Here is a 21634-nt window from a genome sequence, read left to right as displayed (position 1 = left end):
CGCCTTGGTTGAGAGCCCATAGGCCGGGGCTCACCAGCGCGTAGAGCAGAACGAGGACGTACAGCACGGTGAAGGCCCCGAGGGCGGCACGCATCCCGGCCGCCGGAATCAGCCAGCCGGTGGGCAGGGTCCGAAGGGCGCAGCGGCGTACCCCAGGGTGCTGAAGGTGCCGAACGCCCGGCCCCGCAACTGCTCAGGGGCCACCTCCTGCACGGTGGCGGTGATGAGCGGGTTGAGCGGCCCCGACGCCAGGCCGATCACGAAGGCGACCAGAACCATGGGGACCAAACCCGGCAGCAGCACCATGACGGCGCGCACGGCCAGGACCAGGCTGAAGCAGCCGAGGAAGGTGCCCGGGGGTCGGCGAGCAGCCGTCCGCTCAGCGGCGCGCACAGGAAGGTACCGCCCGCGGCTACGCCGAGACAGCCCGGAAGCAGCCCGGGGAGCTGTGGCCCGGCTGCCTTCCACTGCGCCGCCCCCCCGCTGGACGGATCGCCATACCCGACGTGTTCGCGGGTGCCTGTACACCAGGTCCAGGTGGCACCGCCATGTCACCGGGGGTGCCATCTGCCGGTCATCTCCACGTCTCACATGACCTCGGGGTGTCATCAGAGGTGCCTTCTGCGCGGAGGGCGTTGCGCCCGGCCGCGTCCGAGGTGTCCCCTTCTTCCAGGCCGCGCTGGCGGATCGGATCCGTACAGGTGCGGGCGGCTGGGCGGACGTGGGATCGCGCGTGCCGCCGGACTGCCCTGGGAGAGGAGTCACATGGTGAGCGACACGCCGCCGCGCTCGCCGCTGGCGGGAGCTGAGGCGCGGCAGGGGCCGTGACCTGCGAATTCGAGAAAGGCCGATGGCGGTTTGGAAAACGAACTTTGGTGGTTACCCCCAAACTCTCATGAAAACATGGGCCATTCGCCGACCTCGGCGGGAGCAGGACCAAAAGCGCGCGGTTTCCTGGTGTATATTTTCAGCACCTCCCCGGAGTTGTTGGGGCGGCGTTCAGTCGGCGCCTAGTTGCGAAGGGGGGTGAGGGACAGGTGTGCTCCGGCGATGAAGCCCAGCGGGCGGCAGAGCCGGTGAGGACAAAGCCTCGGCGGTACGCGGACGCGTTACTGCCGGCGGTCCGGGTCGTGCAGATCACGTACTACGTGATCAGGATCTGGCTGCTCGGGCTCTAGGAACCGCCGATGGGCCCGGTCCCTGGCAGGACCGGACCCATCTTGTCCACTCACCGACACGGGCCCCGTGCCTTCTTCGCTGACCGGCGGGAGAGGTGCGGGGCCCTCTTCGTTGTGTGGACCGTCATGCGGGGCGAACGCTTCGTCCGCTCGTTGGTTGCGGTGTCAGACTACACCAGCCCAGTAATTCCGTGAAACAACTCTTTCCCAAACGAGTGCGTTAACTAATTCAGGATCTACCGCGTTCTTCAGTCTTGTTTGAGTTGGCGGTTGTGTTGTGCGTTATGAAGGTAACCGGGCAACTGCTGGTTACTTGATTCGTTTGTCTTTGGTTGAAGAGTCTTGTGTCACTAGAATTACGTAAGTGTTGAGCTGACTGCGGCCCTCGTTCGACGAGCATCCGACAGCGAGTTGACCAGCCCGTTGACCGTTCCGGCAGACGTTGAGCAGTCCTGCTGGCCGCACTCTGTGTCGCACCGTGCTTCGGGCTTGTGTCAACTCGTACCCCCGGCCCGTGCCGCTCTACTCCGCGCGTGTGTCAACCCGTGCCTCCTGTCCGTGCCGCTCGCTCTGCTTCGCGCCTGTGCCGAGCGGCCAGATCGGACCTGGGACGAGCACACACGGTTGAACGGTCAAGGGCGGTCAACGCAGTCAACTGTCCGGTCAACTCTCTGTCCGGTGCTCACGAGACAGAGCTGTGCACCACGCGTCACCTCGCTTGCGCTTCTAGCGACACGAGAGCAATGAAGACTGCCAGCGCGGCGGTAGAAAAGATGGCAAGCAAGCGTTGAGAGGCAGAGAGTTACATTCGCTGCCTCTGGCATTCGGGATGATCGAGGCGCCTCGTGATCGATTTCGGGGCAGGCTCGGACAGGCAACTCGCGCGGTGGTTTGAAGCCGAGACGGGCTCTGCGGGAGCCACATCACCGCTATCAACGACACATGATCAAGAAGCACTGCGGGCTGCCGCCCTGAGCACTCGCGCAACGGTGCCGCTCCTCCTCCTTGCCGCCGCCCGATCCCGCCCCCCCCGCGGGGAGTCGATGACGCCAGCGGACGGTGTGGCGGCACTCCCACCGGCCGTGGAGAACCACGGAAGGTGCCAGCGCACCTCCTTCCACGGGCGGATGGCCGGCCGTCGAGCTGAGCCGGTACCCGCCGCTGCAGCCGCTTGAGATCCCAAGCCCGCCATATGCGGCTGCGGCACGGCAGGTAGCCACCTCGGGTTGCACCTGACCGCAGCTCCCGGCGGCAGCGTCGTTCGGGCTGCCGGGACGGCGGCTTGAAGGCGATGCCGGGCGTATCTACCAGACCTCACGGCCGGCTCCGTAAACCTGCGCCTGCAGCAGGCAGATGCTCGCCCGCGAGCCCTGTACCGGGGGCTCCACCGGCCGCGCCGTCCTCAAGGGGGCGGTTCATGCGGCGGTGAGGGTGCATCGTGCCCCGGTGCAGCGGCGTCGCCGGAGCGCCGTTGCCGATCCGCCTCCTGCGCTGCTGTCAGGGTCTTCCGGTAGGCGCGTTCCTGGGCCAGCAGCTTCTCCAGGTTTCGATTCGCCGCGCCCGCCTCCGCCTCGAAGATCTCCAACCACGCCTGGGCACGCAACCACGGCGGCACGTACCCCAGGACGGCGCAGATGCTGCGCGGCACCGGCCGCAGGGTGAGCAGATGCTCCGCCCAGCCCTGAGGCACGTCTTGCAGAAAGGGATCCGGGCCGCGGTAGGGGGCTTGCCGATCCTCAGCCATCCATCTCTCCTCTCGCGCCTGCACCACGGCATGAGGGATGTCGGGCCGGCTCCGTCTGCCCTGTCCGATCACCAGCGCGCAGTGCGCGGCCGCGTGGCCACCAGCATGCTCTCGTCGGTGGCTCGCTCGGCCGTCGCCCGCAAATGACAGCCGATGGCCTTCTCGCGAACGGCCCTTTGCGCGTGCCGGCCCACGATCTGTTCGTCTGCCGACGGCTCTTGCCGCCGAGCCAGGCGGGAGCAAGAAACATGGGGCATACCCATATATCCCTCAGGTGTCAGCGAGCATCCCTAATATGAACACATGACCGCCCCCTCGCCCTCTCCGGACGACATCGAGCAGGCCAGAGCCCTCCTCGTACGCGAAGGCCACACCCGGCAGCCGGAGCCCCCCGGGCTTGTCCCCCTGGCCGCCGCTCTGCAGGCCCTGCGACGAGCCAAGGAGGCAGGTGAGGGGATCACCGACGAGGAACTGCTCGCCGCGCACGATGCCTTGCACGCCGCCAAGTCCTTCGCCCGGGATGAAGAGACCCTGAGGGCGTTGGCGCAGGCTCTGGTGGAGCGGGGCGTGGTGCCCGCGTCGGAGGACTACGAGGGCCGGTGGTACTTCTGGTGGCCCAAGTACGCGCACGGCCCCTGCCGCGACTGCCGGCAGCCACGCGCCCTGACCCGGTACTCGGGCTTCTACGGCGATGAATACCGCTACCTGTGCGCGCGGTGCCGCCGCGAGGAGCGGGAGGGCAACGCCTGGCTCGCCGCCCGCCAGGAAGCACCGGCTGCGGCACGGGACACCGCCCCGGCCGCACCGGCCCCGCCCAGCGATGACCAGTGGAGCATCTACGCCACAGAACTGCACGAGATGCTCGCCTCACTGGAGTGGGCGGGCTGGGCGCTGCCGGAAGCCTGGGACAGCGAGTGGGACGCCACCGTCGGCCCGCTGTTGTTCGAGACCGTCTGGCGCGGCGATGCCGCCGTCAACGTGGAGTACCGGCCCGGTGAGCAGGTGCTGGAGCTGCAGCCGTGGGAGGACGTCACCGGCGACTTCCCCGAGGCCTTCACCGTGCTGGAAGAGACGGTCTCCCTCCAGACCGCCGATACCCCGGAGGCCGCACAGGTTCGCCTTGCGGAGCGGGCGGGGGAACTGGGCCTGCTGGATGCCACCCGGGTGCGCCCGGCCGAGACCGCCCCCGAGGACGCTCAGGAGTGCTTCGCCCTCCGCCGCCTGGGCCGGCTGTTCCAGCCGGCCGCCGACTACCGGCAGCTCCCGCTGGGCGAGGTCCTTAAAGAGGTCGCTCAGCACCCGCGGTTGAGTGCCTACCTGAACTGGGTGGTCGGCCGCGCCGGCTGGGACGTGCAGCCCGATGTGGTCCCCGACGCCGCCGCTGTGGGGGTGGCGGCCTGGTGCTGGCGCAACGACACCGCGGTGGAAGAACACCACCTGGCTACCGACGTCCTGATGGCCCGGGTCAACATCGCCGTCACCCGGGCGATCCAGCCGCACATCAACCCCGTTGAGGGCATCGACTGGGACGGTATCGAGCAGGCCCTCACCGATCCGCAATGGGCCCTGCCCGATGGCAGCACCATCGCCTCCCTGTTCGGCACCTCCTGGCCGCACGTCCGTAGCACCGTCGTGGCGCAACTGGCCAAGTGGCGGCGCGTGGAGGACGAGCTGCTCGGCCCCGAGACCACCCTGGCCCTGCTGACGATCGGCGGCTCCACCGACTACACCCACAGCTGGTGGGGCCAGGGCCGCTGGCAGACGATCTGCCGACGCATCGTCGACGACGCCCTCCACGGCCAGATCACATTGCCGCAGCCCTACAACTACCAGGGCCCCGAGGCGCTGGTGCGCGACCTGGCCCGCCCCGATCTGCTCTCGGACGAGGTGCTGCGCTGGCTGATCGACATGCCCGAAGGCGGTGCGGGCGGACCGCGCGGCCTGCGTTTCCACCCCATCACCAGCCCGCCGGTCCATGTCTGGGACCCGGGCTGGTGGGAGCCGGACATCGACGCCGCCGGCTGACCGCCGCCGGCTGCTGCCCGGACCGGGGCAGCAGCGGCCCTCCGCGGAATGCCGCGCTCCAGATCTCGGCGCCGAAAACTCTGACCGACTACACACACTTCCTGGGCGAGGGAATGTCCGGCAGCGAGGCCGCTGCCTTCTGCCGGGCCGGGGAACAGCGTGAGACGCAGCGACCGCTGGACGCGCCGCGGACACTCCGGCCAGACCGTCGCCGTAGGAGTCACTACAGGAGCGGGCAATGGATAACGAGATTCAGCTGATCAGCGACGGCGACGGACTTGCGGTCATCGGGAATCCGAGGGATGTCGAGGGCTTCCTCGCCTCAAACAGACTGCTGTCGTTGTCGGAGGATCTCGGACCGCCCCGGCTCGGGCCCGCCCTCCGAACTGGGGCCGCAGTCGCACGGGCAGGTTCTGAGATGGCTGCCAACTCAGGTCGCTGGGTGAAGCTGACCGAGGAGTCCGCAGGGGCCATCAAAAAGTTCGGGTTGAGGGAAAGCTCGAAGACGGGGCTCAGCACCGGAGTGATCAAGGGGAACAAGGGCCAGATCGGGGGATACGTCGAATTCGTGAAGGGGCCCGGAGCGCTGCTGACCAACCCGGCGATGCTTGCCGGTGCCGCAGGAATCATGGCGCAGCTCGCGCGACAGCACGAAATGAACGAGATCAAGAGCTACCTCGCCACGATCGACGAGAAGATCGACGACGTGATCCACCGCCAGAGCGACGCCGAGTTGGCGAGAGTGATCGGAACAGGCCTCGACATCCAGTCCGCCATGATCGTTCGAAAGCGGACGGGGCGGGTCGACGAGCACACGTGGTCGACGGTGCAGGGCAGGACCCACACGATCACAGATGCCCTGGGGTGGGCGTTGCTTCGACTGGGCGCACTGGCAGAGCGGATGGAGAACACGACCACTATCGGTGATCTCGCCAAGGTGGCCGAGGCGGCAGAGTCTCAGGCCCGGGAGCTGCTCGCCGTGCTGGCTCGTTGCTTCGAACTGCAGGACGCGCTCGACGTGCTGCGACTGGACCGGGTGCTGGACGCGTCTCCGGACGAACTGGACGGCCATCGCCTCGCGCTGAATGCTGTCCGGCAGGACCGGCGGGAGCGCATCTCACGGGAGACCGAGCACCTGATGGCCCGCCTGGATGCGGCTGCCGGCACGGCCAACTCCAAGGTGCTGCTGCACTCGACCACGTCCCGGGCTGTTGTGGGCTCGATCAACCGTGTCGGGAGCGCCGTCGATGACTTCCATAGGCCGCTGGGAATCGAGTGCGGGCGACGTTCACTGGAGGCGACACGATGGTGGGACGCTGCCCGGGACCCGCGGCAATTGAAGACCGCGGCCGCGGAGGCGGTGCCCAAAGCGCTCGCCGCAGCGAGCGTGGCAGGCGCGGCGGGACTGGGGGTCCTGGTGGCCTTGGCTAAGAAGGGCGACGAAGAGAGCGAGTGAGCGCCGGCCACCAGCCGTGCGGACACCCGGGTTGGACTGGACGCGTGGGTCTCTCCCGCTGGGCCTGCGGAGAATCTTCCTGGCCAAGCGCCGGAGGCGCGGGCAGAGCACGCTGCCCGGTGGAGTGCAGATAGCGCCGGCTAGACGCGGGCGGGTACCCCGGCCAGACCGTCCCCGTCCTCCCCGTCCCCCCCGGCCGTTTGCGGTCACGGCGGCCCGCCGCCTGGTTGAGCGAAGGTGGCCCATCGAAGACCGTAACCGATCAGGGACGTCAGCAGCGCGACCGTCTCGATGCTGGCCTCTCCGCTCAGCACCGCGATGTCCGTGGTCGCCGGGAACCACGGCTTCTCTCCAGCTTGGGCGGAGGTTTCCTCAGAGGTGTGCACTTGGCGTGTGTACGCCGGGGGCGACCCCCTCAGCGGGATACCGCTCACCTGGGCTCCCCAGCCGGACACGCCGAACCTCCCGTTTTTTCTTTCCCCCCTAAGTGACCATCCCACGTTGGCCCTCCAGGTGGCTGAACCGCAGTTCAGACCGGGTGAGCACGAAGAGCTCGGCGCCGGGTGGCAGGCATAGGCACGTCGGGGTGCATCCGCTCCATGGCGATGATGCCTGCGGGCCGTTCTCCCGCACGGCGCTGAGGACGGCGGGAGAGCCGCTCATCCCGCAGTGCGGCGGGCGTGGGAGCGAGCGACCGAGCATGTCGGGTCTGAGAGTTCGGTTCGGGGCACCGGGCGAGACCGCCGTGGGCCGCATCAGTCTGCGCTCGGAGGCCTCCGAGCCAGACAGGTCGCCAAACGGGGACGGAGATCCCGCTCACAGTCACGGGGCAACGCCGGCTGCGTCAAAAGGCTGGTCACGGTCGTCCCTGCACTGTGCGGCGGGGGGGGCACCCACGGGATTCGGGCGCATGGGGGAGGCGGGAGCAGCGTCGCGGTATCGGCCGGCGCGGCGTCGGGGCTTAGGCTGGTGCACAGGAAGGCCCTGCCGACGCGACAACGACAGACAGGGCCAACCCGCTCGGGAGAAACCCCGCGGCCTCACGGCCCTGGCGTCCTACCGCCGGGGCCGTGCTTGTTCTCAGGCGCCGAACAGGTGCCTGATCGTCAGGTCGATCACCAGCGCTGTCACCAGCGCCAGAAACTGACCGACCGGACCGAGCCTGCTACGGGGTTCCCGGTCGACCGGACTGCTGTCGTGCTGGTCGGGGCCGGGCATCGTCTCTCTCCTCTCCGGGGTTTCATGAGCCCCCTGAGAACCCCATGCAGTGGCAGTGGGATCCCCAGCGAACTCACGCTCCCGGCAAGGGAAGAGCCGTCGTTCTCCGTGATTCGACGTTAGCAGCAGACAACAGGAACACCTTCTGCGTCACCCGCTCAGTGCCCCCGCGAAGGGCGAAGACCAACCCCGCGGCAAAGTCGACATGTTGCCTTACATCAGTGTCGTCCATCTCCGTCAGATTCAAGATCGCCGGAGCGCCTTGGCGGAAGTGTTTCCTGACGGTACGGGGCTTCCTTGCGGCTCGGCCAGACGGAAGCACGGGGTCTGGTCGGCCCGTTCGGGTGCAACCTTGGGCATGATCACCGGCTCGTTCTTCTCCACCGCATGGCGTTCAGGTGTGATGGAAGCCATGCGGACGATTTGGGCCGGTGTTGCGATGCCGCATATGTGGCGAGAGACGCGAGGTGTGCGCGACGTGACGGGTGCCCGGCTCCTTCGCCTGCCGGCCCACAACGTGTCCTCGCGCCCGGGCTGGAGACCGTCACTCGGTCTCCAGCCCGTTCCCGGGGAGTTGCCAGCGCAGTTCGCCGGCCTCTGCTGCGCGATGCCAGCCCGCCAACACGGTCGCGTGCAGGAGGCGGTCGAGGAGGTCCTCGACCTGCGCGAGGGAGAGCCCGCACAGGCGGGTGAGCAGGTCCGCCTCGGCGCTGCCTGACTGTCCCGCGGTGTGCGTGGCCAGCACCAGCGCGGTGAGCTGCAGTGCGGGCGGCGCCTCCCGCGTGGCGCCTAGCGGGGCCGGGTGCAGTGCCCAGTGGGCGGCCTGGGCCCGGTCGCCGCGGGCGGGGGACTGGGCAAGGACGCCGACGTCCAGCAGCTGCGCCGCCACGCCGCCGTGTGCCCCCTGGACGCCGGAGAAGGAGCAGCGCAGCCAGCCGGCGTGCACCAGTTCGTGCCAGGGAGCCGCATACCCGGCCAGGCGCATGCCGCGCAGCAGGCCGCCGGGCAGACGCACCCGGCCACCGCAGTCGGCACGCAGCGCGCACTGCAGGGCGAGCAGGCGGGCGGCGGCGGAGGAGAAGCGGGGAAGCGCGGCAGCGAGGTAGGTGAGCATCTCCCGCACCCGGGCCCGTTCCCCAGGGCCAGGTGCGCGAGACATCCGGCTGCGGCTGCAGCACGCCGGGGGCGCGGTGAGCAAGGTGGCGGGGACGACGGCGGCCTGGTCGGTGGCGGCCGCGCAGGCGGCGCAGGCATCGGCCAGCCGCCACCGCCGCCCGCCGCGGTCACGAGCCAAAACTAGCAGAACGGACCCGCTGCAGCCGCGGTGGCGGGGGTGCCAGGGGCAGCCACGGGCCTGGCACTCGCAGGTGCGCACGTGCTCGGGCACGGCGTCCTCGCGGACGTGCCGGGCCAGATGGGCCAGGGCGGCCGTCCGCGCCGATCCGGCCGCCACCGGGTACGGGCGGCGCGGGCACCGGGAGCAGGCCAGCACCGGCCCGCCCGGCTGGGGGCTGAGTTCCACGGTCCAGACGCGCCGCACCGCGGCATGGGTGGGGGAGAGCCTCATTGGGCCCGCTGTCCTCCTGCTCGATTCGCACCGGTTGATCACGCCCCGCCCCGAGTCGGCCGGGGGCGGAGGTCGGCCGCACCGTAGTGCAGACCCATGCCCCCTCGCAGAGAAGAAAGCCCCGCGCGCAGTGGCCTGTTCCGCCTCCCAGCCAACGCCGATCGCGTCACCGGACCCGTCATGAGAAGGCACTCCCCGCCCGAGGCCCAGGCCTCCGCCCCTCTTGCCGTCTGCCTGCCCGCCTCGCTGTCTCCGTCGGAGCGTCAGCCGCCCCGCGTCCACGCCGCGTGAGCATCACACCAACCAGCGACTCGATATCGAGTATGCGATCGGCCTTCGCTCGAATATCCCGGCGCATTGAGCCGCCCGTGCGAACCGCTCGGGCGCCACTCCGTCCTCCCGGCGCGGTGGCTGGCACGGTCACCGCCATGCACTCCACCCGCGCGACCGGGAACCGTCACTGGGACGGCAGCCCCCGCCACCTCCACCCCCGCCGACCCCTGCGCGTCGCTGCCGACAGCCCCAGCCGCCTGCTGCGCGCCGGCCAGGGCGGCAACTGCCAGCACTGCAGTCATGGCCTGGAATGGTTCCACACCAGCACCGAGGAGCCGATTGCCCTGCACCCTGCCGAAGTCCCCGTCGCGCTCGTCCCCGCCTCCTCCCGCTGGCACCTGAGCTGCGGCACCGCCTACGTGGGCGACGACGGCAGCGCCTGGTGCCGCATCCCGCACCGCCTCCTGTGCCCCCACCACCCCGCCCCCGCTGTGTTGAGCGCCGCCTTGCAAGCGGCACGTCGCCAGCTCGCCATTCGCACCCGCCGTCGCCTGGATGCCGGCACCTTCACCCCGCCACCTCCCGCATCCCCCCGCTCCCAACAGCCCCTACAACCCTGCCGGCCGGCCCGCCCGGTCGTGCAGATCCTCTACACCCGCTACCTCGCTCCCCAGCCCCTGGAAAAGCTGCGTTGCGTGGCCCAGACCCGCCACCGTCACCGTTGTCCCCACTCCGTCCTCGGCGCCCTGCCCGGCATCTGGGTCCTGGTGCCCACTGGCCCCGTACGTGGCCAGCTCGCTCTTCCTCAACAGCTGATGGCTGTCTACAACCTCAGCCACCTGCCCTACGCCGAGCAGCTGCGCTGGCGCAGCCAGCGCTGTCCCGCTCATGTGGTCGCCCTCGGTGCCGCCGACGTCGCCCTGCCCGGCTGGGAGATCTTCGACCCGCTCCTCCACCACGCTCACATTCACAACCGGCTGCCGAACGTTGCCCGGCACCGCACCCACTGACGACATGGAGCCGGCCACTGCACCACCGAGCTGCTAAAGCTGGGCAAGCGTCGGCACAAAGGAGCGAAAGCCTGCTTCTGATCAGAAGCGGCCCGCAAACACAGCTGTCTCGCACACCACGACATGCAGGAGCCGCTGGCCTGCCTGGAAGGCCAACCGCTCGACCTGGTAACTGGCCTTGGTCAATCACCACGCGGAACGCCACTCGCGCAGCCCAGCATGCACTGCGGCCAAGCGGTACTCGCCCTGCCTCCACCACTCAACCCACCCACTCACCGGACGGCCGAAGCGGCAAGAGGCGGAGGCACTCGTCCTCTGTGAGCAGGTTCACACGATGCGCATGCGCTGCGGCTGGGGACAGCGAAGGAAGAACGATCCCCAAATCCAACAGGGGCGAGTTGGTGATTAGTTCAGCCGCTGCCAGCAGCGTTCCGAGGCTGCCAGAGGAGGCGGCGATGGGGATCCGGGCGGCCGTTGTTTGTGGGCGACCAGGAGAGCCTCGCCGGAGGCGGCCAGCCCACTGCCTCGATGAGACCAGTGTCTTCAGCACTTCCTCGAGGTGCTCAGACAGCATGTGTTCTGCGCAGCACAGTTGGTGGGGAGGCAGGGTGAGTTCGGCTGTCTCAGCCTCAGGAGGCGTCGCCGCTTGTGAGCTCACCCCGGGAAGCCCGCTAGAAGAACCGGCGTCCTTCTCCAACCACCACGTATGAAGCCTTGCGGCCGGCGTGGTGCTTCGGCAAGCCCAGCAGTTTGTCCGCCGGCAACTGCTGCCCGCAGGGGGGAGGCGCCTTTCGTTCACGGAGTCCGTCAAGTCTCCTCGGCGTCGTTTGGAGGGCTCTCACGTGGTGTCGTGTGCTTCAGGTATGCAGAGGGACGACGTCCCTCGCGGGCACCTACGACATCGAACCGTATGTCGGCATTGCCGAAGACGAGGCTGAAGCAGGTTTGGCTGACAAGTTGATCTGCCACGTCCCTCGGCCGAGTGTGAACAACTCTGCGAGTAGGAAGCCACTGTGATGGGCCGTCTGTCGTGAGCGCTATGCCGTCGATGCCGTAGTAGTCGCCGAAGTCGGGGTCGTGGCCCCAGTCATCGTCGTGGCCGGGAGCGCGCGGGGAGAGGTCGACGCCGTGGGACAGGGTGTTGGTGGTGATGACGAGGCCGGGTGGGGTAGTGCCGTTGCGGTGTGCTTCCCGGCTGGCCGACTGGAACATGAGGGCGAGGGCATTCGCGAGCGCCTGGACGCCTGCGGACAGCGCGACGGGGGGCGTTGCGGACGTCCGGGTCTGCGGCGAAGACTTCGAGAGTCGGGAGAACAGCCGTTGCTAGACGGTTGGTGTCGTAAAGGGCGCTCTGTGCCGTGAGGGCTTCGATGGCCGGCTCGACCGCGGCGGCCATCCGCTCGATGTCGTAGGCACCACCGGTGCCCGGTCGTCCCGTGCACGGCAGGATCGGCCGTGCCGCCCATCTCACCGGCTGGGGCGAGCAGCGGGTCAAGGAGATCGCCACCCCGGGCCTCGCCGAACGGCGTCGGGCCAGGCGGACCGCTGGCTGACCAAGGGGCTGGCCCTGCCTGGTGGCCGGAGCCAGCGCCTGCGGGCCCGGCTTTCCCCTCCGTGTTCGTCTAGGCGGCGACGCGGTGCTGGGCGAGTTTCGCCAGCATGACGTGGTTGGCTTCCCATCCGTCGGGGAATTTGGCCGGCACGGACAGGTGTACGGGGTCGGTCGAGGGATGGGTGTCGAGGAGGTCGGCGATACCTTCACGGGCGACGACGATGCAGGCCTGCCGGTGGCGGGAGGCCAGCACGCACAGTCTTCCGGCCTCGAGGTGGAATGCGGTGGCGTCGCGGCGGCCGGACAACGGGTGGACGACGATGACGACTTCGAACTCGCGGCCCTGCAGCCGGTTCGCGGTGTCGACCGCCACGCCCGGCGCGCTGGGGTGACCGGTGCGGGCGAGGGCGGCGCGGACCAGGTCGGCCTGGTCGCGGTGGGCAACACCGATGGCGATGTCTGCTGCGGACAGGGCGTGGCCGTCGGGGTTGTGTTCGCAGGTGGCGACCGCACCTCGGGTCAGCAGCCGTTCGGCGAGGTCCGCGGCGGTCTGGACCGTTTCGGTGTCGGTGCGCGGGACGTGGCGGCGGGGCAGTTCGTGCAGGGCCCAACCGGTGCTGAATGCCTTGGCGAGGGTTTCGTCGAGGCGTGTGCTGCCGAATCTTGTGGTGCTGAAATCCAGTGACCGGGTGCCTGTACCGGTTCCGGCGGTGAAGTCGGTGAAGGGGTAGAAGGCCTGAGAGATGGTGGGGGCGGCGGAGGCCGGCAGGCGCCAGGACACCGGCAGCCGGTGCACGGGGATGTGGGGATTGTGTTCCAGCATGACGCTGACGCCGTTTTGTGTCGGGTCGTGCGGCAGTCCGATCCAGCGTTCGGTGCCGACGATCGTGAACGGGTCCAGCTGGCCGGGGTCGCCGACGAATAGGCCGCGGTCGAAGCGCTCGACGATCTGCAGCAGCATGTCCGAGCGCATCTGGTAGGCCTCGTCCAGGATTGCCCAGCCGAACGTGGTGTCGGGGACGGTGGCCCACTTGGCGGCGGTGCCGACGATGATCTGGCAGCCGGTCAGGTCTGCCAGGGTGCGTCCGATGGTGGTGTTCGCCAGTGTGCTCAGGGCCGGTGGTGGGCTGTAGTCGCCGGAGCTCAGGCGGCCGAGGGGGATGTCGGGGTGGGTGTTGGCGAGGCGTTCGATCAGGTCGTCGACCTGGTTGTTGGTCTGGGCGACGATGATCGGGCGTTCGCCGCCTGCGGTGAGCTCCTGGGCGGCGCGGACCACGAGGGTGCTCTTGCCGGCGCCGGGAGGGGAGTCGACGACGACGGCTCTGTGGCGGGTGTCGGCGAGGTCGGACAGGATCGCTGCGGTGGCAGCGTTCGCGGCGGCGCCGGGGGTGTCGTTGTCAGTTGTCATGGCCCCACTCCTCGGCGGCGGCGTTCTCGGGTACGGCTGAGTCGTCCGGCCCGTCGGGGTCGGCACTGTGTGTCCACGGGGTGTGGTCGGAGTCCGGGAAGGTCGGGTTCGGACGCCACCCTGGATCGGGAAGGTAGTCGATGTCCTTGTCCAGGTCCGGTACGGAGCCCGCCTTGGGGGTGCGGCCGCGTCCCATGCCGGCGGTGACCTCCACTGTGACGAGGGTCGTGTCGCCGTCGGGCAGGACGGAGACGATGACGGCCTTGTGGCCCTTCGGCATGGTCGGGCTGATCAATTTGGTGCCGGCGGCCAGGCGCAGGGGATCGCTGGTGCGGACGGTGACCCGCGGACGTGGCACTGTCGTGTTCTTGGCCGTGATCGCCGTCCGGTTGGGCTGGCTCTCCACGACCGTTCCGGTGAACGCCTCTCCGCCGCTGCGCCGGTCGGCCAGGACGAACGGGTCGTCAAAGGCCATGGCGGCCTCGAAGTCGGCCAGTGCCCGCTCGAGTTGACTCAGGCGCCGTGCGGCACTGATAGCGGTGTCACGCTTGCGCTGGGGGAGGCCCCCGGCGTCCCGGTAGTCGGAGTGGTTGGTGAAGAGTCGGCAGTCTCGGTCGAGGCGCCGCGCGGTCTGCGGTGCTTTGGGGATAGAACGCAGTATCGAGATGGCCGCCCACATCAGGCGCCAGGTGGGCTTGACTTGCCCGGCGATCAGTTCCGTCAGCTCGGTCTGGGCCGCGGCCAGTGTGTGCGGGTCACCGAGCGCATGGGCGGTGTCGAACCGCTTGATCGCCGGCGCCAGGTCACGATTGTCGAACTCCGGGGACGTCGACGGTCCTGCCGGCGGGCACACGTCCGGGTTCTCCGCCTCTTCCAGCGCCTGAGCGATGCTCACACCGCGCGGGGGAGCGATCCAGGCCATGAGCGAGGCCAAGTTCTGGTCCTCCAGCGTGCTTTGGCCGGTGGCCCAGTGCTCGGTGAGCAGCGCGGTGAGGGGCAGCAACATGGAGGTGCCGGCCATCTCAGCCGTGTCGACCAGGAAGGTCAACCACATGCCGAACTCGGGAACGACCTCCGGAACGGCATAGGGCCCGGTCGTCGAGCGGAAGCGGCACATGCGCCCGAGGTCGGCCAGCGCGTTGACGCCTCCCTGGTTGGGGACGATGATCTGCGGCACGTCGGTGTACTGCGAGCGTTCGCCTTCCCCGCGGCGGTCCTGCCGGTAGGAGTCGATGTAGTCCATCACGACCCGGCCCAGATCCGCCGCGAACGCGAAACGCTGGTCCCGGTTGCGGGGCTGGGGCACGACCAGCAGGGTCATGTCCCTCCTAGCGGTGCCGGCCATGACCGCCAGTGGAGCTCCGGCTTCTCCGGCCATCGTCAGCGGAATGATGACCAGGGGACGGTCCGACAGGCGGTGGTGGCGGAACGCGGTCAGGCGGACCGCTGTCATGTTCTGCATCGCCTCCACATGTGCCAGCGCGGACAGCATGCTCATGCGGCACCTCCGTAGGCTTCGGTCAACTCGTCGCGCAGCCGGGCAGCGTGCCGCAGTGCGGCGGCCATGTCGCTCTGATCCCCTGTCGGTGTCAGCTGGCCACGGGCCAGCCCCAGGGCCATGGTGGCGGTATCGATACCGCCGAGCTGCTCGCGCACCGCCGGGCCGAGCACGTCCAGCGAGGCCTCCGCCCGGGCATGGGCGCGGCAGTGAAAGGCCATCTCGCAGTGGTTCAGGCAGTCCGGGCGGTACGTCGCGGGCACCCGTGCCACCGCCGCGGCCAGTTCTTCGGCCGGGCGGCGGGGCCGTTGTTCCTTCTTAGGGAGGGTGAGGTCGAGGTCGAGGTCGAAGGTCAGGTCTTCGGGTAGCAGGTCCACGAGGTCGCTGACGCGCTCGATACGGGACAACTGGCGGGTCAGGGCAGCAACCTGCTTGCGGGCGTCCACGAACGCCGCGGTCGGCCGGTTGGTGAAGTCCTTCGGCGCGACCAACACGATGGTGTCGGACACGGCCCCCGTGTCCATCCCGTGATGCGCGAGGAGGGCGCGCAACGCGATGATGTAGGCAGATGCCTGGGTCGTGGCTGCCCGCACCTGGGCCGGGTCGGCCTGCCCGTCGATGATCGGGAAGCTCTTGATCTCAACAATGTAGAAGCGGCCGTCGATGCGGAAGGCGACCAGGTCCGGTTCCAGGAATGCGCCCTCGCCGCCGACCTGTAGGTGCAGCAGCGGGTGGTCGAACAGGGTGCCCTCGCCGTTTCCCCGGGCCGCCTCCAGCAGGACTTCGGTGGTGCGACGGTGGCGGGCGTCGTTGTCGCCGGCGCCGCCGACCTCGTTCAGGTCCAGGTAGGCCACCTCGGGAAGCGTCAGCTTGAGGGTCTCGCGCAGAACGCGCAGGAGTTCGGCGCATCCGTTGTCCTTCACCATTGCCTCGAAGGCGTTGCCGCGGGCGAAGGCGAAGGAGGACTGGCCGAAGGGAGACGGGTAGCCGATGTGCGCGGCGATTGCGGCCTTGTCGGATCCGGAGGCGTCCAGCAGGGCCCGCAGCGTGCAGCGCGGGTTGTTCTCCAGAGCGGCCAGCGACCGGGCGTTGTAGGACAGCCGCGGCGAAGATCCACGCAGTGCGTCCAAGCGGCCGTCGACGGGTGGTTTCACGGTGGTGGAGATCCTTGCGGGGGAGGGGACGGGGGTCAGGCCCGGGCCCGCAGAGGCGTTACGTTCTGCGGGGGTGCACCGAACAGTTGTTGGGCTTCGTCCAACGCGCGGGCCCGTCGTGAGGCTTCGGAGCGGACTGCATGGTCGGCATCGAGGTGTACGGCCAGCTCGGCCCGGGCAGCGTCGATCACCTGCTGCGTATCCAGCACACTCTCCCGCTCCGGGGTACGCGAGGGCATCGCCTCGGGAATGTTCGCGGCAAAACGCCACAGCAGGCGCAGGGCCGCAGCACTGGGCTCGCCTCCAGCCGACGTCTCGGCGGCGTGGACAGCCTCCGCGATGCGGATGGCTCCGGTGAGGAAGTCGACGCGAGGGGACAACGGGCCGATGATGCGCTGTTCCAGCGGCCAGGTGCTGATGGTGAGTAGCGCCCGCACCGGAGTCAGCAGGTCGTGGGCCAGTGCCGAGCAGAGGTAGTAGGGCCGGGCCCCAGGGCTGGACTGATAGGACCGCGCCTCGTCCCGGCGCAGGCTGGACAGCTTGGACGCGGACAGCTCGCCGGGGAAGAACGCCTCATGCACCCCCACGATCAGCTTGGGAGCGGCCGGAGTACCGAGCAGCATCAGCGCACGGTGAACGTGCTCGCGTGCCGGAAGCTGTGAGCCGAAGGCGGCCGGCGGTGTGTCCGGCACGGTGCGGGGCGGCGGCGCGGGGGCCGGCTCGCCGGTGTCGATCAGGGCGTCCCAGGCGCGCTCGGCGCGGCGTAGCTGCGCCCGCAGCTCGCCGGCGCGCTCGCTGTCGCCTGCGGCGGAGGCGTCGCGGATCGCGCGGCGCAGGGTGCTGATGCTGTGCTCCAGGGCGTCCAGAGGATCACTCATGACTTAGACGTTACCAGACTTCCAGAGTTTCCAGACTTCTTCCTGCGAATGCGTGTACAGTCGGCGCCATCGAACCCCGGCCCTCCTGGAGGCACCCGTGACAGGACGCATCTTCCACACCTCCGACTGGCACCTGGGCCGCCAGCTCGGCCGCCACCGACGCGACACCGAAGTAGACGCCGTCCTGGACGAAATCATCGACATCGCCGACGACTTCGCCCCCGACCTGATCGTGCACAGCGGCGACCTGTTCGACGCCTCTCGACCCGGCCTGGACGACCTGCGCCGCGCCGCGCAGGCGCTGCGCCGCCTCGGCGAGATCGCCCCTGTGGTCGTTGTCGCCGGCAACCACGACACCCGCAACGTCCTGGCCTTCCTGGAATTCATCCTGAACGGCACGGACATCGACACAGGCGAACAAGCCCGGGTCCGCTTCGCCACCGACGCCCGCCCCGAGGGCCTCCTGGTCGCCGACTATCCGACCCGGGACGGGGAGCTGACACTGCGCATCGGCGCACTGCCCTACCTGCACCCCAACCGGTTCGCCTACGACTTCACCGACCCCGCGCTGACGACCGCGGCCTACGCCGAACGGTTGCGTACCGTCCAGACCGACGTCTACCGCCGCCTCGCCGCAGGACGCGGCGCCCGCGACGTTCTGGTCTTCGCCGCCCACCTGTTCGTCGAGGGAGCCATCCCCTCTTATTCGGAACGCAAGCTCTCCATCGCCGACGACTACGCGACGGCCGCCGCCGACCTGCCCGCCGTCGCCTACGGCGCGCTCGGCCACATCCACAAACCACAACGTGTCCAGCGCGCCGGATACCCGGCCCACTACGCCGGCAGCCCTCTGCAGATGGACTTCGGCGAGAGCGGCGACACCAAGAGCGTGGTCCTGGCCGAGGTCGGCCCGACCGGCACGCCCTGCATCGAACTCGTGCCCCTGACCTCCGGGCGCCGCCTGGTCCGCCTGGAGGGCACCCTGGAAGAAATCGCCCAGCGTGCCGGCCGCATCCACGACGCCTGGGTGAAGGCGGTGGTGGACGTCGAGGTCCCCGACCCGTTCCTGCCGGACACCCTCGCCAAGCTGCTGCCGCGGGCGACGCTCGTCGCCATCGACGAGCGCCGTGCCGGGGCCACCGGGAGCGTGCCAGAGCAGCGCGAGGCCCCCACCGAACTGCCCGGCATCGAAGAGCTGCTGCGCGACTACCTGCCCGGCCGAGGAACCACTGGCCTGGCCCTGGATCACGCCATGACCGCTCTCGCGCATCTGCAGGCCGAACCCGACCTGGACGACCCGGCACCGTGCTGCGAGGAGAACCTGCTGACCGCGGCCATCGAGAGCCGCCCCCTCGATGGCCTCGACCGCTCAGGCCTGCTGTCCGGCACCGACACCACCGCAGCGGAGACGACGCGATGAAACCCCTGACGCTCACCCTCAACGGATTCCGCAGCTACCCCGGCGAAGTCACCCTCGACTTCACCGGTCGGGGCCTGATCGGCGTCCTCGGCGACACCGGGGCTGGCAAGAGCAGCCTGCTCGACGGCATCACCTATGCCCTGTTCCGTAAGAGCTCCTGGAACGCCAGCAGTCCGGGGCAGCTCATCGCCGACGGAGCAAAGGCCATGAGCGTCGACCTCACGTTTCTGCACGAGGGACAGCGCTGGCACGTCCACCGCACCATGCATGTCACCAACGCGAACGCCGGCCGTCACCACCTGAAGAACCTCGACACCGGCGAGGAGATAGACAACGCAGGTCACGTCGACGACCGCCTCAAAGCGGTGCTGCAGATGAGCTACGAGACGTTCCTGCGCGTGGGGCTGCTCCCGCAGGGCAAGTTCGACCAGCTCCTCGTCGCGGCCCCCAAAGAACGCGGCAGACTGCTGCGCGAACTGTTCGGGGCGGAGTCGCTGGAGTCCATCCAGCGCACGGCGGCCCGCCAGCGTGAGTCCCTCAACGGCCTGCTGGCGCGCGCTGAGGCCAAGCGCTCGTCCATGCCGGACGACCCCGAGCAGGCCGCCGAAGAAGCCGGTGCGGCCGCTGGGCAGGCTGAAGCCCGCGCCGAACGCCTGAAAGAGGCCATCGACCGCATCACCCAGCTGCGGAAGGAAGCAGCCACGGCCCAGGCGGCGACCGAGGGTGCCACGGCTGCCGCGCGCACGCTCTCCGAGCGTGCCGTGGCCGACGCGGGCGCCGCTCTCGAGGCGCTCGAACCGGTCGCCGCCGACATCACCGCGCGAGGCGAGGCCCTGACCCTTGAGGCCGCCCAGGCCGCAGAGCAGGAGCGCAGCCTAAAAGACGCGATCGAGCGGGCGGACGCGGAGGGGGAAGGTCAAGACGCCCTCAGCAAAGCCGTGGTGGTTCTTGAAGCCCTCGCGGCGGACGCCGAAGAACTCCGAGGCGAACGCGGCCGGCTTGCCCAGCAGAGAGAACTGCTCGCCGGTGAAGGCGAGACCATCGCCCGTACCGACGCGGAGCTGACTGAACGCGCCGCGCAGGTGGACCTGTTGGTACAGCAGGCGCATGCCGCCACACAAGCGGCCAAGGACGTGCGCCAGAAGGCCGCCATCGCCCGCACCGAGCTGACCGCGGCCCTCGCATCGGTCGGTCGCGTCGCCAGCGCCGTCCGTGAGCAGGCTGACGCGACGAGCCGGTACCAGGCTGCTCGAGACGGCTGTGGCGTCATGGAAGAGGCACACGCCGCAGCAGAAGAGAGGCTTGACGCCGCCCGGGTGCGCATGGACATGTTGCAACAACGTGACCAGGCCGCCGCGCTCGCCGCCGAGCTGCATGAAGGCGACGACTGTCCCGTCTGCTGCCGGCAACTCCCGGACGGCTTCGAGCCGGTATCCGGGGCCGACGCCGCCGAGCTGACCGAGGCAAGAATCCAACTCACCGAGGCGAACAGCGCTGAGAGGACCGCCACCGCCCAGCTTGTCCAGGCCCGCACCAACCTGACGGCGGCCGAAACAGCCATCAGCGAACGGGAGGCGGACCACCGCGAGGCACAGCAGGCCGTGCGCGAAGCTGCGGCCAAAGCGGAGCGAGCCTTCGGCGACCTCGCGACCACGGCCGCCGGTTACGGCTTCGATGACGAGGCGGCGTCGGCGACACTGACCGCCATCACCACCACCGCCCACGGAGCCGACCACGGCGAGGACTGCCTCGAGCGGGACGCCGCACCGGTCACCGACGCGATCACTGCATGTGAGCAGGCAGCCGAGGCTCATGCCGAGCAGCTACAGGCCGATGTGCACCGGCGCAGGTCCCGGATCGAAACGGACCGCGCGACGCTCGCAGAACGCAAGAACTCCCACCAACGCGCCACCGTCGACCAGCAGGCCGCTCTTGTCGCACACACCCGCGCCCTGGGCAAGACCACCCGCGCCGTGGCCGCGCTGCCCCCGCAGGTACGGGCCACGCTGCCCGAAGATGCGATCGATGTGACCGGGGACGCGGCATCCGCTGCACTCGCCGCCGTGGCCGCCCGGCAGGCCGCACTCCAGGACCTGCTCGACCAGCGGGAAACGGCACGGCAGAAACAGTCTGCCGTGCTCGGCCAGCAGCGCGGCCTCGACGAGGAAGCCCGCACCCGTGTGGAGCGCCCGCTGAGCGAACTGCGCGGCCATCTGGATGCCTGGGCACAAGCCGTCACCGACGCGGTCACACATCTCGAGGCTGCCACCGCGCGCCCCGCGCCCCAAACCCCTGCCGCGTCGGATATTGCTGCTCTCCGCCAGTTCGCCGCCGAACTGGCCACGGCCACCGAGGAGTTGCACAGCCTGCTCGCCGCGCGAGTCGACACCGCTGCCCAGCGCGCAGTGGCTGCGACGGAGAGGTTGCGTGACCAGACGGCCCAGCTCCTCGACGTCGAAGGGTTCGACCCCGCCGCCGCCCTGGCGGCCGCAGACGCCCTGCACCCCCTCGTCAAGGCCGCGGCGCAGGCGGAATCGGAGGCCAAGGAACAGCGTCAGAAGCAACACAGCGCACAGGACATGATCAAGCCGGCCGCCGACCTGGACTTCGCCATCACCGCCGGCCGCGCCCGCTCCGAGGCGCTGGACGTGCTGCGCCGCGAACTGGTCGACGCCAAATTTCTGGGCCACCTCACGGTGCTGCGCACCCGCGCGCTGCGCGACGTCGCCAGTGAGCTGCTCGGCCAGATGTCCGACGGACGATTTGGCTTCGCCGACAGCTTCGAGATCATCAGCCGAACCTCAGGGGTCGTCCACCCCCCGAACCGGCTGTCCGGCGGGGAAAAGTTCCAGGCCTCGCTCGCTCTGGCGCTGGCCCTGGCCGAACTGCACTCCCGCAGTGGATCGAGCCTGGGCTCCCTGTTCCTCGACGAAGGATTCGCAGCACTCGATGCGGCCGCGCTGGACGCGGCTCTGGAGGTGCTGCGCGCGCGGGCCGGCAGCGACCGCCTCGTCATGGTGATCAGCCATCTGCACGCCGTCGCCGAGGCCGTCGACGAGGTGCTGTGGGTGGAACGGACCACCGCCGGGTCCAGTGCCCGCTGGCTGACTCCGGCCGAGCGCGACGATCTGGTGCAGGCGGATCTGGCCAACGGCCTGCAGACCCTGGCGCAGTAGCGGTGCCAGTGGGGTGGGTGGTGTGGGAACGGCGCAAGGCCCCCTGGTCCGCAGGCCTCCTGAGGGGCCACCCTCAT

The 21634-nt window shown here is 69.4% G+C and carries 16 protein-coding genes; 6 read left to right on the top strand and 10 right to left on the bottom strand.

The genetic code is table 11. The features are described from left to right. Positions 1–108 precede the first annotated feature (108 nt). Both IF04_RS0134350 and IF04_RS36840 read right to left on the bottom strand, forming a co-directional pair. Complete coding sequence (locus tag IF04_RS0134350) at positions 109–393, bottom strand: MFS transporter (protein WP_030267269.1); 285 nt, start codon at positions 391–393, stop codon at positions 109–111. Positions 394–2580: 2187 nt separating this feature from the next. After that, on the bottom strand, positions 2581–2922 hold the full coding sequence (locus IF04_RS36840) for a hypothetical protein (protein WP_051831819.1): 342 nt from the start codon (positions 2920–2922) through the stop codon (positions 2581–2583). A gap of 303 nt (positions 2923–3225) precedes the next feature. Here IF04_RS36840 and IF04_RS0134325 point away from each other — a divergent pair, with 303 nt between their 5' ends. Together IF04_RS0134325 and IF04_RS0134320 are read left to right on the top strand one after the other, a co-directional pair. Then, positions 3226–4947, top strand: a complete 1722-nt coding sequence (locus IF04_RS0134325; protein ID WP_157847753.1) for a hypothetical protein — start codon at positions 3226–3228, stop codon at positions 4945–4947. Positions 4948–5185: 238 nt separating this feature from the next. Next, a complete protein-coding gene (locus IF04_RS0134320) occupies positions 5186–6403 on the top strand; it encodes a hypothetical protein (RefSeq protein ID WP_030267257.1) in 1218 nt (405 codons plus the stop codon). 206 nt (positions 6404–6609) lie between these two features. On the opposite strand, the gene IF04_RS0134315 is transcribed toward IF04_RS0134320, so the two are convergent. The 4 genes from IF04_RS0134315 to IF04_RS0134305 form a co-directional block, all read right to left on the bottom strand. Beyond that, positions 6610–6789 (bottom strand): hypothetical protein, encoded by a 180-nt coding sequence (locus IF04_RS0134315; protein ID WP_157847752.1) that lies wholly within the window; start codon positions 6787–6789, stop codon positions 6610–6612. Between the two features lie 694 nt (positions 6790–7483). Next, a complete protein-coding gene (locus tag IF04_RS38950) occupies positions 7484–7621 on the bottom strand; it encodes a hypothetical protein (RefSeq protein ID WP_157847751.1) in 138 nt (45 codons plus the stop codon). A gap of 73 nt (positions 7622–7694) precedes the next feature. Beyond that, positions 7695–7853, bottom strand: coding sequence for a cell division protein SepF (gene sepF, locus IF04_RS40470; RefSeq protein ID WP_425428490.1), 159 nt, complete (start codon positions 7851–7853; stop codon positions 7695–7697). Positions 7854–8165: 312 nt separating this feature from the next. Continuing rightward, complete coding sequence (locus tag IF04_RS0134305; protein ID WP_030267250.1) at positions 8166–9188, bottom strand: hypothetical protein; 1023 nt, start codon at positions 9186–9188, stop codon at positions 8166–8168. Positions 9189–9616: 428 nt separating this feature from the next. On the opposite strand from IF04_RS0134305, the gene IF04_RS37950 reads away from it, so the two are divergent. Next, positions 9617–10471 (top strand): DUF6083 domain-containing protein, encoded by an 855-nt coding sequence (locus IF04_RS37950; RefSeq protein ID WP_078601172.1) that lies wholly within the window; start codon positions 9617–9619, stop codon positions 10469–10471. A gap of 1421 nt (positions 10472–11892) precedes the next feature. After that, positions 11893–12024, top strand: a complete 132-nt coding sequence (locus IF04_RS40195) for a hypothetical protein (RefSeq protein ID WP_281179745.1) — start codon at positions 11893–11895, stop codon at positions 12022–12024. Positions 12025–12093: 69 nt separating this feature from the next. Here the strand turns inward: IF04_RS40195 and IF04_RS0134295 are convergent, their stop codons facing one another. The 4 genes from IF04_RS0134295 to IF04_RS0134280 are packed head-to-tail and all read right to left on the bottom strand — an operon-like array spanning position 12094 to position 16961. Then, a complete protein-coding gene (locus tag IF04_RS0134295; RefSeq protein WP_030267245.1) occupies positions 12094–13431 on the bottom strand; it encodes an AAA domain-containing protein in 1338 nt (445 codons plus the stop codon). After that, a complete protein-coding gene (locus IF04_RS39425; RefSeq protein ID WP_030267243.1) occupies positions 13421–14929 on the bottom strand; it encodes a hypothetical protein in 1509 nt (502 codons plus the stop codon). The genes IF04_RS0134295 and IF04_RS39425 overlap by 11 nt, the downstream gene beginning before the upstream one ends. Continuing rightward, a complete protein-coding gene (locus IF04_RS0134285) occupies positions 14926–16083 on the bottom strand; it encodes a hypothetical protein (RefSeq protein ID WP_030267239.1) in 1158 nt (385 codons plus the stop codon). Before IF04_RS0134285 ends, IF04_RS39425 begins: the two co-directional genes overlap by 4 nt. A gap of 35 nt (positions 16084–16118) precedes the next feature. Then, positions 16119–16961, bottom strand: coding sequence for a hypothetical protein (locus IF04_RS0134280; protein WP_030267236.1), 843 nt, complete (start codon positions 16959–16961; stop codon positions 16119–16121). 97 nt (positions 16962–17058) lie between these two features. On the opposite strand from IF04_RS0134280, the gene IF04_RS0134275 reads away from it, so the two are divergent. Both IF04_RS0134275 and IF04_RS0134270 read left to right on the top strand, forming a co-directional pair. After that, positions 17059–18381: a metallophosphoesterase family protein gene (locus tag IF04_RS0134275; protein WP_030267233.1), complete on the top strand. Its 1323-nt coding sequence runs from the start codon at positions 17059–17061 to the stop codon at positions 18379–18381. Next, positions 18378–21557, top strand: a complete 3180-nt coding sequence (locus tag IF04_RS0134270) for an AAA family ATPase (RefSeq protein WP_030267231.1) — start codon at positions 18378–18380, stop codon at positions 21555–21557. The genes IF04_RS0134275 and IF04_RS0134270 overlap by 4 nt, the downstream gene beginning before the upstream one ends. The last annotated feature ends 77 nt before the right edge of the window (positions 21558–21634 follow it).

Source organism: Streptomyces violens, assembly GCF_000717745.1.
GTDB classification, from domain to species: Bacteria; Actinomycetota; Actinomycetes; order Streptomycetales; family Streptomycetaceae; genus Streptomyces; species Streptomyces violens.
Note: the sequence above shows the minus strand (reverse complement) of the source record. Positions and strands in the feature narration are given on the sequence as shown.